General features: G+C 71.0%; 9 protein-coding genes. 6 read left to right on the top strand and 3 right to left on the bottom strand.

All coding sequences use genetic code 11. The features are described from left to right. Window positions 1-78: 78 nt before the first annotated feature. The 3 genes from QSK31_RS35635 to QSK31_RS35625 all read left to right on the top strand — a co-directional run bounded on the left by QSK31_RS35635 (window position 79) and on the right by QSK31_RS35625 (window position 2,033). Window positions 79-1,257 carry an FAD-binding oxidoreductase gene (locus QSK31_RS35635; RefSeq protein ID WP_285689073.1) on the top strand — a complete coding sequence of 393 codons (1,179 nt, stop codon included), beginning with the start codon at window positions 79-81 and terminating at the stop codon, window positions 1,255-1,257. Between the two features lie 235 nt (window positions 1,258-1,492). Next, on the top strand, window positions 1,493-1,684 hold the full coding sequence (locus QSK31_RS35630) for a hypothetical protein (protein ID WP_285689071.1): 192 nt from the start codon (window positions 1,493-1,495) through the stop codon (window positions 1,682-1,684). Between the two features lie 4 nt (window positions 1,685-1,688). Continuing rightward, a complete protein-coding gene (locus QSK31_RS35625; protein WP_285689069.1) occupies window positions 1,689-2,033 on the top strand; it encodes a cupin domain-containing protein in 345 nt (114 codons plus the stop codon). 572 nt (window positions 2,034-2,605) lie between these two features. Here QSK31_RS35625 and QSK31_RS35620 read toward each other — a convergent pair. The 3 genes from QSK31_RS35620 to QSK31_RS35610 are packed head-to-tail and all read right to left on the bottom strand — an operon-like array spanning window position 2,606 to window position 5,893. Then, window positions 2,606-3,235 carry a dihydrofolate reductase family protein gene (locus tag QSK31_RS35620; RefSeq protein WP_285689214.1) on the bottom strand — a complete coding sequence of 210 codons (630 nt, stop codon included), beginning with the start codon at window positions 3,233-3,235 and terminating at the stop codon, window positions 2,606-2,608. Window positions 3,236-3,281: 46 nt separating this feature from the next. Continuing rightward, complete coding sequence (locus QSK31_RS35615; protein WP_285689067.1) at window positions 3,282-3,833, bottom strand: dihydrofolate reductase family protein; 552 nt, start codon at window positions 3,831-3,833, stop codon at window positions 3,282-3,284. Window positions 3,834-3,865: 32 nt separating this feature from the next. Further along, window positions 3,866-5,893, bottom strand: coding sequence for a SpoIIE family protein phosphatase (locus QSK31_RS35610; RefSeq protein WP_285689065.1), 2,028 nt, complete (start codon window positions 5,891-5,893; stop codon window positions 3,866-3,868). A gap of 113 nt (window positions 5,894-6,006) precedes the next feature. Here QSK31_RS35610 and QSK31_RS35605 point away from each other — a divergent pair, with 113 nt between their 5' ends. From QSK31_RS35605 to QSK31_RS35595, 3 genes are read left to right on the top strand one after another with little or no spacing between them, the layout of a single operon-like run. Beyond that, window positions 6,007-10,392 carry a hybrid sensor histidine kinase/response regulator gene (locus QSK31_RS35605; RefSeq protein WP_285689063.1) on the top strand — a complete coding sequence of 1,462 codons (4,386 nt, stop codon included), beginning with the start codon at window positions 6,007-6,009 and terminating at the stop codon, window positions 10,390-10,392. Then, window positions 10,385-10,933 (top strand): response regulator, encoded by a 549-nt coding sequence (locus tag QSK31_RS35600; RefSeq protein ID WP_285689062.1) that lies wholly within the window; start codon window positions 10,385-10,387, stop codon window positions 10,931-10,933. Before QSK31_RS35605 ends, QSK31_RS35600 begins: the two co-directional genes overlap by 8 nt. Next, window positions 10,933-11,685 (top strand): arginase family protein, encoded by a 753-nt coding sequence (locus QSK31_RS35595; protein ID WP_285689060.1) that lies wholly within the window; start codon window positions 10,933-10,935, stop codon window positions 11,683-11,685. Before QSK31_RS35600 ends, QSK31_RS35595 begins: the two co-directional genes overlap by 1 nt. Window positions 11,686-12,022: the final 337 nt, after the last annotated feature.

Raw genomic sequence — 12,022 nt, 5'->3', positions numbered from 1 at the left:
CCCCAGGCTCTTTCGAACATGTGTACGATACGCCAGAATGGACGATCTTCGCCGGTCATCGATGTCAGGGGATTGTGGATGCCCGCGACCAATGACTTGCCGCCGCTGCCGCCACGCCGCGAGCCGGTGCTTCGTGCACTGGCCGACATCTGCGGCCCCGACTTCGCCCGCACCGCCCGCTCGATCGACACCGTCGGCGGCCGGCGGGTGAGCTTCGTCTCCGTCCCGGCGACCGCCCGCCAGGTGGAGGACACCCTGCGGGTTGCCGCGGAACGCGGCCTCGCCGCGATGGCGCGAGGTTCAGGCAGCAAGATCGACTGGGGTACGCCGCCGCCCGGTGTCGACCTCCTGGTGGATACGGGGCGCCTCGGTGGCCTCTGGAACCACCGCCCCTCCGAGCTGACCGCCGAGGTCGGCACCGGCACCCCGGTCCGGGCACTCCAGGCCGCCCTGGCACTGCGCGGTCAGCGGCTGGCGGTCGACCCGCCGTCCCGCTCGGCCACGATCGGCGGCATGCTGGCCGTCAACGAGTCCGGGCCGCTCCGCCACAAGTACGGCACACCCGCCGGCCAGGTCGCCGGCGTCGGCTACGTCGACCTCACCGGCAGCCGTCGCGAGGCGGAGCTGGTCGGCGACGACTTCGAGGGCGTGATCCTGTCCGCGGCGCTGCGCCTCGAGCCGCTGCCCGCCGCGCGGCGCTGGGTCTCGGTGCCCGTCTCCACCCCGCTCCAGGTGCACAATCTGGTCGACGAGGCGCTGGCCCAGCAGGTCGACCCCAGCGCCGTCGAGGTCGACCTGCCCACGCCCGCTCCCGGCCGCACCGTCGCGCAGCCGCCCGGCTCGGTCGCGGTGCTGCTCGAGGGCGGCGCCCAGTCCGTGGTCGAGCGTTCCGGCCGGCTGGCCAAGATCCTCGGTCCCGGCGCCGAGATCGCCGAGCTCGCGCCCAGCTGGTGGGGCAGGTACCCCTTCGGCCCGAAAGACGTCGCCCTGCGCATCTCGGTCCGCATCGAGGACCTGCACGCCGCGGTGTACGCGCTCCGCGACGCCGCCAGCGGCCCGGTGCCCGTCCGAGGCTCGGCCGGCGTCGGCACCGTGCACGCCGTCCTCCCCGGCAACCTCGACCCCGAACGCATCGAGCGCATCGTCGACACGGTCCGCAGCATCCTGATGGCCCGCAGCGGCCGCGCCGTGATCGTCAGCGCCCCTCCCGCAACCGCCCGCGACGTCGACATGGCAGGCCGGCGCGAGTTGTTCTGAGCCGCCGGCGCGCCTTCCGCGACCGCGCGCGGGGTCGACATGGCGGACCGGCGCGAGTTGTTCTGAGCCGCCGGCGCGCCTTCCGCGACCGGGCGCGGGTCGGGCGCGCCTTCCGCGAATGCCGACGGGCTCGGGCGCGCATCCCGCGCCCGCCCGCGGGGGTCGACATGGCGGTGCGGCGTGAGTTTGTTTCAGGCCGATTCCGCTGGTTGTTCTGAGGCGATTAGATGGACCGATGATCGAGCGACTGACCGCCGGCGACCCGGCCCTGGTCGACGACATCACCTCGCTGGTGAATGCCGTCTACGAGGAGTCAGTCGGCGACACCGCGACCCGGCTGAGCCAGATCGAGGACCGATATCCGGCCCTCGCACCCCTGTGGGCTGTGCCGACCGACTACCGCATCTACCGCACGAACTTGGCGTGACACGGTGGAGATCCTGACGTTCGACCGTGGCGCCGGCCACGAGGTCACCGCCTTCGGCAGCACGGGCTTCGCAGTGCAGGCCTTGGTCCGTGCGCCCGACGTCGCGGTGACGGTCCTGCATGTGGCGGCCGGCGGCTCGATCGGCCGCCACCCCGCCACGGTCGACCAGCTCCTGCTGATCACGGCGGGCCGAGGCCGGGTCCAGGGCGGCGACGGCACGTGGCGTGAGGTCACCGTGGGCGATGCGGTTTTCTGGACGGCCGGCGAGGAACACGTCACCGAGGCCACCGAGCCGATCACGGCCATCGGCATCGAGATGCCCGACCTGCCGTTGCGCCGCCCGGCTTGACGATCTGCACCCGCCGACACGCGGCTCGGGTTGGCCGGCTTCGCTTCTTCCTGGCCGCTCATCTCGCCTTACCGCCATGCGTGTCAAATGCCCTTTGAAGGTCACCGCCGTCTCCGCAGGCTGAGCCCAAGCGGGAGCGGTCACTCAGAGCGCGGCGACGCCCGCAGTGTTCGAGCCCCCGCTGAGTCTCCATCGACACACCGCTACGGATGGGTGCCAGCCGCGGGTCGGGTGCCAGCCGCGGGTAAGTCGGGCGGCCGCGAATGGTCGGCGGGCGGCGGGTGGATGGGCGGCCTCGGGCAGGTGGGACGGCCGCGGGTGGGTCGGCAGCTGCACGATGAGACGGCGCCGGGTGGGTCCGCGGCGCCGGGTGGGTCCGCGGCGCCGGGTGGGTCCGCGGCGGGTGGGTCCGCGGTGGCGGGTGGGCGCGCGGCGGGTGGGTCCGCGGTGGCGGGTGGGCGCGCGGCGGGTGGGTCCGCGGTGGCGGGTGGGCGCGCGGCGGGTGGGTCCGCGGTGGCGGGTGGGCGCACGGCGGGTGGGTCCGCGGTAGCGGGTGGGTCGGCGACGGCCGGTCAGTGGATGAGGTCGGCCGGGTCGGCGGGGTGTTGGGCGGCCAGGACCTCCGCGGCCTTGTGGCGGCCGAAGTCGGCCAGCTTGCCGACCGCGTACGTCATGTAGGCGAACTGCCCCATCTGGGCCACCTGCGTCAGCGCCAACCGCTGCGAGGTCAGGCGCCGGGGCAGCAGCGGCGCACCGGAGCCCAGCATGACCGGCGCCACGCCGAGGATGATCTCGTCGAGGAGGTCCTGGTCGGTGAACTCGCCGACCAGGTCGCCGCCGCCGACGAGCCAGACGTTCTTGCCCTGGGCGGCGACCACCATGGCCTCGTGGACGCGCCGGACGTCGCCGCTGATGAAGAAGATGTTGGCGTTCGGCACCGGTGGCAGGTCGCGGTGGGTGAAGACCCAGCAGGGCACGTCGCCGTACATGTCGTGCCAGTTCTGGGGCTCCTCCAGCAGGTTGTCGTTGCGGAGGATCCACTCGTAGGTGGTCGCGCCCATGGCGAAGGCGCCGACGCCGGCGAAGAACGCGCCGAACGGGTTGTCGGTGCCCTCGTTGACCTCGAACAGCCAGTCGAGCGAATTGTCCGGGTCGGCGATGTACCCGTCGATGCTCGTCGCGGTGTAGTACTGCGTCTTCACGACGATCACGATGCCATCCCCGGCGGACAAAAGGGGGTGAAATGGCTTAGCTGACCGCGTACGTCAAGTAGGCGAACTGATGCACCTGCCGCACCTCCGTCAGGGTGAGGCGGGATGAGTCGAGGCGGCGGGGCAGCAGCGGAGCGCCGGCGCCCAGCGTCACGGGGGCGACGCCGACGATCAGCTTGTCGAGCAGCCCGGCGTCGGCGAACTGGCCGACCAGCTCGCCACCGCCGACCAGCCAGATGTCCTTCCCACCGGCGGCGGCGGTCATCTGGGCGTGCACCGGACGCACATCGCCCCGGACGAAGCGGGCGTCGACCCCGGGGACCGGCTCGAGCTCGCGGTTGCTGAAGACCCAGGCGGGCGTGTCGCCGTAGTACTCGTGCCATTTCGAGGGGTCGGAACGCAGGCCCTCGTGCTCGATCACCCACTCCCAGGTCGTGCGGCCCATCGCGAAGGCGCCGACGGACGCGAAGAAGGCCGGGAAGTCGATGTTGTCGCCGGAGTCGGCCTCCATCAGCCACGAGAGCGAATTGTCCGCATCGGCGATGAACCCGTCGAGCGTGGTGGCGGTGTAGTACGTGGTGGAAGGCATGCGGAAAGCCTGCCAAAGGGGTACGACAAAAATCAGGCGTCGTTGCGCAGCACGAGGATCGCGATGTCGTCGCGCGGCTCCTCGACCGAGTAGTTGATCGTGGTGGAGCGCAGCCGGGCGGCCATCACGTCGGCGGGGTAACCGGCCAGCGGGGCCGCCGCCTCGCGCAGGCGTGCCGTGCCGAAGAGCTCGCGTCCGCGCCGCCGCTCGGTCACGCCGTCGGTGTAGAAGATCAGCGAGTCGCCCGGGCCGAGGGTCACCAGCTCGTCCGGCGAGGAGATCGTCTCCAGCAGGCCCAGGGCTGTCCCGCCCTCGCCGACGAAGGACGTCTTGCCGTCGGCCCGCACCAGCACCGCCCGGTCGTGGCCGGCCAGGTGCAGGCAGACCGAGAGGGTGCCGTCCTTCTCCTTGGACACCGAGGCCATGGCGAGCGTGCAGTACCGGCCGCCGCCCCGCTGGACCAGCGTCCGGTTGACCCGGCAGAGGATCTCGGACATCGGCTTGCCGTCGTCGACCAGGATCCGGATCACGTCGCGGACCAGGCCGGTCACCGTGGCGGCCTGCACGCCCTTGCCGGACACGTCGCCGACCACGACCACCCAGCCGTCCCCGGCGGCGGTCGGGACCACGTCGTAGAAGTCACCGCCCACCTCACTGCCCGTGGGGACGTACTCGGCGGCGAAGCCCACCCCGTCGACATGCGGCAGCGCGGGTGGCAGGAGCGAGGCCTGGAGCGTACGCGCGACCTTGCGCCTCTCGTCATGGATGCGGGCGTTGTCGATGGCCAGGGCGGCCCGGCGGGCCACGTCCTCCACGACGGCGACCTCGTCGGCGTCGTGCCGGTGCCGGTGATGGCGGCCCACCGCGAGGGTGCCGAGGCGCTGCCCACGGGCCACGAGCGGCACCGCGAAGCCGTCGGCGGGCGCACCGAACATCACCTGCGTGCCCAGCCGGGATGCCTCCTCGAGCCGGGCCAGGACCGAGTCGGGGCCACTCTCGGCCAGGGTGGCGTGCAGCTGCGCGACCGCCGCCTCGTCGGCGTGGGTGGCCGCGGCCAGCTGGAGCCGGCCCCACGCGTCGGTGGTGTGCACCGCGCACCACCGGCCGAGCCGCGGCACCACGAGCTGCGGGATCAGGGCCATCGTGAGGTTGACGTCGAGGGACTGGGCGAGCAGCTCGCTGGCCTCGGCCAGGAACGTGAGCCAGGTCTGCCGGCGCAGGTCGGCACGGCGCAGCCGGTCGTTGTCGACGTGCAGGGAGAGGCGCTCGGCGACGATCTCGGCGAGCGGGCGCCCGTACCCGTCGGGGGAGGCGTCCAGCTCCAGCTCACCCGCGTACGGACGCTGAACGGCCAGCCCGACCCGGATCGTGGCCGCATCGTCGCGGGGAGCGCGACCATGGCGGGCCATGATCTGCCGCCCGGTGCCGTCGCCGCGGTCGAGGCGCACCACGCCGCCGGCCGCACCGGTGAGCCGGGCCAGGCGGGACAGCATCTCCAGGGCGAAGTCGGCGAGGCCCTCCTCGGAGCTGCTCTCCGGGCGCACCTCGAGCAGCGTGGAGAGCGCGCCGACGCTGGGCAGGTCGGCCTCGGGCGAGGCGCCGGTGGGTACGGTCGCGACCACGGTGGCGCCGCCGGTCCGGGATTCCAGGCGGAACCAGACGCCCTTGCCGGTGCCCTCGTGAACTGTTCCCCAACGGCTGGCGAAGTGATCGACCAGGAGCAGGCCGCGACCACGTTCCGCTACCTCGCCGATGTCCACGCTCTCGTTGCGCGGGCCGATCGCGAGCTGCTCGACCGGGCCGGGCGCGAAGTCGGTGACGGTGACCGTCAGGCCCTCGTGGTCGGCCGCCACCTCGATGTCGAGCTCGGTGTTGGCGTGCACCACCGCGTTCGTGGAAAGCTCGGTCGTGAGCAACAATGCCTCGTTGAGCAGCGCGTCCTGGCCGGCCTCCTCGAGCACCGAGCGGACCAGGGCGCGGGCGGCGGCGGGCGTACGCCGGTCGTTGGGCAGCCGGACCCGGCGCACCAATGCGCTCGCGGCTCCTGCTTCAACCGACACGACAGCATCCTCCCTTGTTCCCCACTCGATGCACAAAGCCGTGTCTCGCATTGACCCGCTCGGGCGAGGGATGATGAAGCACCTTATGACGGTGGACAGCGAGTGAGGACAGCATGACTGCGGCCAAACAGGTCGGCGTCGGCGTGCCCGACGACGGGGTTCTGCTCGGCGAGTTGGCCGAGGCGCTGCGGCGGGTGCGCCGTGGCGATCTCAAAGTACGCCTCCCGCGGTGGTCGGGCACCGCAGGTGAGGTGGCCGACGCGTTCAACGAGGTGGTCTCGCTCCAGGAGCGGCAGAATCTCGAGGTACGCAAGATCAGCCGCATCGTGGGCCGGGACGGCCGGCTGACCGAACGCCTGGACGAGGAGGGTCTCGACGGGGCGTGGGCCGACTCGGTGCGCTCGGTTAACTCGCTGATCGACGACCTGGGCCGGCCGACCACCGAGATCTCCCGGGTGATCGTGGCCGTGGCCGACGGCGACCTCTCCCAGCACATGGCACTGGAGATGGACGGCCGACCCCTGCGGGGTGAATTCCTCCGGATCGGCCGCACCGTGAACACGATGGTGGATCAGCTGTCGTCGTTCGCCGACGAGGTGACCCGGGTGGCCCGCGAGGTGGGCACGGAGGGTGAGCTGGGCGGCCAGGCTGACGTACGCGGCGTCGCCGGCACCTGGAAGGACCTCACCGACTCGGTGAACACGATGGCCTCGAACCTGACCCACCAGGTGCGGTCCATCTCGCAGGTGGCGACCGCGATGGCGCGTGGCGACCTGACCCAGCGGATCACGGTGTCGGCGCGCGGCGAGGTGGCCGAGCTGGCGCACACCATGAACGGCGTGACCGACACCCTGCGGCTCTTCGCCGAGCAGGTGACCCGGGTGGCCCGCGAGGTGGGCACCGAGGGGAAGCTGGGCGGCCAGGCCGAGGTGCCGAACGTGGCCGGCACCTGGAAGGACCTCACCGACTCGGTGAACTCGATGGCGTCCAACCTGACCAGCCAGGTGCGCAACATCGCCCAGGTGTCGACGGCGGTGGCGAAGGGCGACCTGTCGCAGAAGATCACGGTGGCGGCTCAGGGCGAGATCCTGGAGCTCAAGGACACTGTGAACACGATGGTGGACCAGCTCAGCTCGTTCGCCGACGAGGTCACGCGGGTCGCGCGCGAGGTGGGCACCGAGGGTCAGCTGGGCGGTCAGGCGCAGGTCCGTGGCGTCTCCGGCACCTGGCGCGACCTCACCGAGAACGTGAACCAGCTCGCGAACAACCTCACCGACCAGGTACGGAACATCGCCCAGGTGTCCACCGCGGTGGCGAAGGGTGACCTGTCGCAGAAGATCACAGTGGATGCGCGCGGCGAGATCGCCGAGTTGAAGAACACCGTGAACACGATGGTGGACCAGCTCAGCTCGTTCGCCGACGAGGTCACGCGGGTGGCGCGCGAAGTGGGTTCGGAGGGCAAGCTGGGCGGTCAGGCCCAGGTCAAGGGCGTCGCGGGTACGTGGCGCGACCTCACCGACAACGTGAACTACATGGCCACCAACCTGACCAACCAGGTCCGGAACATCGCCTCGGTCACCACGGCCGTGGCGAAGGGCGACCTGGGTCAGAAGATCACGGTCGACGCCCGTGGCGAGATCCTCGAGCTCAAGTCCACGGTCAACACGATGGTGGACCAGCTCAGCTCGTTCGCCGACGAGGTCACGCGGGTGGCCCGCGAGGTGGGCTCGGAGGGCAAGCTCGGCGGTCAGGCCCAGGTGCGGGGCGTCGCCGGCACCTGGCGCGACCTGACCAACAACGTGAACTACATGGCGACGAACCTGACCGCCCAGGTGCGGAACATCGCCCAGGTGTCCACCGCGGTGGCCAAGGGTGACCTGTCGCAGAAGATCACGGTCGACGCCCAGGGCGAGATCCTCGAGCTGAAGAACACCGTGAACACCATGGTGGACCAGCTGTCGTCGTTCGCCGACGAGGTCACGCGGGTGGCGCGCGAGGTGGGTTCGGAGGGCAAGCTGGGCGGTCAGGCCCAGGTCAAGGGCGTCGCGGGTACGTGGCGCGACCTCACCGACAACGTGAACTACATGGCGACGAACCTGACCGCGCAGGTGCGGAACATCGCCTCGGTCACCACCGCGGTCGCGAAGGGTGATCTCGGCCAGAAGATCACGGTCGACGCCAAGGGCGAGATCGCCGAGCTCAAGGAGACCGTCAACACGATGGTCGACCAGCTCAGCTCGTTCGCCACCGAGGTCACCCGGGTCGGCCGGGAGGTCGGCATCGAGGGCAAGCTGGGCGGTCAGGCCCAGGTCAAGGGCGTTTCGGGTACGTGGCAGGACCTCACCGACAACGTCAACCAGCTGGCCTCCACGCTCACCACCCAGCTTCGTGCCATCGCCGAGGTGTCCACCGCCGTGACCCGCGGCGACCTGACCCAGAGCGTGTCCGTCGAGGCTCAGGGCGAGGTCGCCGAGCTCAAGGACAACATCAACCAGATGATCGTCACGCTCCGCGACACCACCAAGACGAACGCGGAGCAGGGCTGGCTGGACTCCAACCTGGCCCGGATCGGCGGTCTGCTGCAGGGCCAGCGCGACCCCGGCGAGGTCTGCCGGATGATCATGACCGAGGTGACGCCTCTGGTGGACGCGCAGCTCGGCGCGTTCTTCCTGGTCGACAACGAGCAGGCGGTGATGCGCCTGCGGCTCGCCGCCTCCTACGGCTACGTGGCGCGCAACCACGAGGTGATGTTCGGGCCCGGCGAGGGACTGGTGGGCCAGGCCGCGGTCAGCAGGCGGACCATCCGGGTACGCGCGACGCACGACGGCGTGCTGACGATGCGGTCCGGGCTCATGTCGATGCCGCCGAACGACCTGGTCGTGCTGCCGGTGGTCTTCGAGGGCGAGATGCTCGGCGTGATCGAGTTCGCCTCGGTTGCCGCGTTCTCCGGCCTGCACCTGACCTTCCTCGAGAGGCTGGTCGCCAGCATCGGCGTGGCCCTCAACACCATCCAGGCCAACCGGCGCACCGAGGAGCTGCTCTCCCAGTCGCAGCGGCTGGCCCGCGAGATGCAGGACCAGTCGGCCGAGCTGCAGCGCACCAACGCCGAACTCGAGGACAAGGCCAAGCTGCTCAGCGATCAGAAGGCCAACATCGAGACCAAGAACCGGGAGATCGAACTGGCCCGGCTCGGCCTGGAGGAGAAGGCGCAGCAGCTCACCCGCACGTCGGCGTACAAGAACGAGTTCCTCGCCAACATGAGCCACGAGCTGCGTACGCCGCTGAACTCGCTGCTCCTGCTGGCCCGGCTGCTCGCCGACAACGCGGACCGAAACCTCACGAGCAAGCAGATCGAGTTCGCCCGTACGATCCACAGCGCCGGTTCCGACCTCCTGTCCCTGATCGACGACGTCCTGGACCTGTCCAAGATCGAGGCCGGCCGGATGGACGTGGAACCCGACCAGGTCGACCTGGAGGGCCTGCGCAGCTACGTCGAGCAGGCGTTCCGGCCACAGGCCGACGAGAAGGGCCTGGACTTCGGGGTGGACCTGGCGTCCGACCTGCCCGACGCGCTGGTCACCGACTCGCAACGGCTCCAGCAGATCCTGCGCAACCTGCTCGCCAACGCGGTCAAGTTCACCGACACCGGCCGGGTCACGCTGAGCATCACGTCGGCGCCGCCCGGCGCCGCCTTCGACATGCCGTCGTTGCGGCAGTCCGGCCAGGTGGTCGCGTTCGCGGTCACGGACACCGGCATCGGCATCTCCGACGAGAAGCTCAGCCTGATCTTCGAGGCGTTCCAGCAGGCCGACGGCTCCACCGCCCGCAAGTACGGCGGCACCGGGCTGGGCCTGTCGATCAGCCGGGAACTGGCCGCGCTGCTGGGCGGCGAGATCGTGGTCGAGTCGGTGCCCGGGGAGGGCTCGACGTTCACCCTGTTCATGCCGGACTCGTTCGTACCCGATGCCCGGACGGCACCACTCCTGCCACCGGTGCCGGCGGCTGTGGCCCAGCCCCGCAGCACGTCGCCGAGCCTCGACTTCCCGTTGATCAGCCCGCGGCCGGAGGACAACCACGTGGTGACCCCGGCCAGCCGGCAGCTGGACGGCGCCACCGTGCTGATCGTGGACGACGACGTGCGCAACGTCTTCGCCCTGACCAGCGCGCTGGAGATGCACGGGCTGAACGTCCTCTACTCGGACAACGGCGTGGACGGCGTCCGTATCCTGGCCGAGCACCCCGAGGTGGATATCGTCCTGATGGACGCCATGATGCCCGACCAGGACGGGTATGAGACGACCCGCGGCATTCGCCGGAACCAGCGCTTCCGCGATCTGCCGGTAGTGTTCCTCACCGCGAAGGCCATGCCGGGCGACCGGGAGTCGGCTCTGGCCGCCGGCGCCAGCGACTACATCACCAAGCCGGTCGACCTGGACGAGCTGATCGAGCTGATGGCCCGCTGGGTCAACGCCGACGAGACGGAGACAGAGCGTGGCTGACCGGGCCAAAGCCCTCTTGGTGGACGACCGACGCGACAACCTGCTCGCCCTGGAGGCCATCCTGCAGGGCCTGCCGGTCACCGCGGTGGCCGTGGAGAGCGGCGAGGCAGCGCTGAAACAGCTGCTCACCGACGACTTCGCGGTGATCCTGCTGGACGCGCAGATGCCCAACATGGACGGCTTCGAGACGGCCAGCCACATCAAGCGCCGGGAACGCACCCGGCACGTGCCGATCCTGTTCCTGACGGCGGCCGACCGCGATGCCCAGCTCGCCCTGCGCGGGTACGCGGTCGGCGCGGTCGACTACCTGACGAAGCCGTTCGACCCGTGGGTGCTGCGCGCCAAGGTGTCCATCTTCGTCGAACTGTGGACCAAGACCCAGCAGCTCAAGGCGCAGGGCGAGGCGACCCGCGAGCGCGACGCCCAATGGCAGCGGCTCACCGAGACGGTCGACGAGGCCGCCCGGGTGCTCCGCGCGAACGGCCAGGACGCCGCCGCGGAAGCCCTGGACCTGCTGGAGAAAGCGCGCTGGGGCCACTGATGATCCTCGTTCCCTACCACCAGGACGAGCGCCTGGCCGACGACGTGCTGCCCCTGACCGCTGCCGCGACGGTGATCTCGCCGGATCTCCCGGCCGGCGACATCTGGCCCCGCCTGGTGTCCTTGCACGACGCGGCGGCCGACGCGATCGCCGCCGAGATCCGCGCCGACGGCGACACCACGGTCCTCTCCGGCGACTGCCTGGTCGCGATGGCCACCCTGGCCGGCGCCCAGCGAGCCGGCCACGACCCCGCGGTGATCTGGTTCGACGCCCACGGCGACGTGCACACCCTGGAGAGCAGCACCTCGGGCTACCTGGGCGGCCTCTCCCTGCGCCTGCTCCAGGGCGCCCACGCCGACCGCCTCGCGGAGCCCCTGGGCGTCCGCCCGGTTCCCGAGGACCGCAGCGTGCTGGTCGACGCCCGCGACCTCGACCCGGCGGAGGCGGCCTTCCTCCGCACCAGCAGGATCCTGCGTACGGGCGTGGCCGACCTCAACGTGGCCGCCCTCCCGGAGGGTCCGCTGATCGTCCACATCGACCTCGACGTGATCGACCCGTCCGAACTGCCGGGCCTGCTCTTCGCGGCCCCCGGCGGCCCGTCCACGGGCGACGTCGTGGCGGCCGTCCGCCGCATCCTGGACACCGACCGCGTGGTCGCCCTGGACATCGCCTGCCCCTGGCACCCGACCACCGACCCCGTCGTCCAGCAGGACCGGGCCGCCCTGATCGAGGACCTCACCCGCGCGTTCTAGTCATTGTTGCTGCAGCCGCTTGGGTCCGGTGTGGGGTTCGGTCGGGTCTGCCAGGCGCCGGGGTTGCCTGGTCGCCGTTGCTGCCGCCGCTCGTGGCCGTGGCGGGGCGCGGTCGGTGGTAGGAGCAGGCGTGAGTGGTAGGACCAAGCGCGAGTGGTAGGACCAGGCACGCAGTGGTGGGCCAGGGCGGTATTCGGCCCGAAATGCCGCGCTGAGCTACCACTGTCCGCGCGCGTGGTAGCCAGGAGCGGTCAGCCGGGCGGGATAGCGCCCGGTCCTACCACCGCGAGCGCGGCAGCGACGGTGAGCGGGCAGCCCGGCCGCCTGGCAACCGGAC

This window comes from Actinoplanes sp. NBRC 103695, from assembly GCF_030269485.1.
GTDB lineage: Bacteria > Actinomycetota > Actinomycetes > Mycobacteriales > Micromonosporaceae > Actinoplanes.
Note: the sequence above shows the minus strand (reverse complement) of the source record. Positions and strands in the feature narration are given on the sequence as shown.

Excerpts from the sequence above, each read along its gene's own strand:
- QSK31_RS35630 (WP_285689071.1), top strand. The coding sequence starts at position 1,493 with ATGATCGAGCGACTGACCGCCGGCGACCCGGCCCTGGTCGACGACATC.
- QSK31_RS35615 (WP_285689067.1), bottom strand. The coding sequence starts at position 3,833 with ATGCCTTCCACCACGTACTACACCGCCACCACGCTCGACGGGTTCATC.
- QSK31_RS35595 (WP_285689060.1), top strand. The coding sequence starts at position 10,933 with ATGATCCTCGTTCCCTACCACCAGGACGAGCGCCTGGCCGACGACGTG.
- QSK31_RS35635 (WP_285689073.1), top strand. The coding sequence starts at position 79 with ATGCCCGCGACCAATGACTTGCCGCCGCTGCCGCCACGCCGCGAGCCG.
- QSK31_RS35605 (WP_285689063.1), top strand. The coding sequence starts at position 6,007 with ATGACTGCGGCCAAACAGGTCGGCGTCGGCGTGCCCGACGACGGGGTT.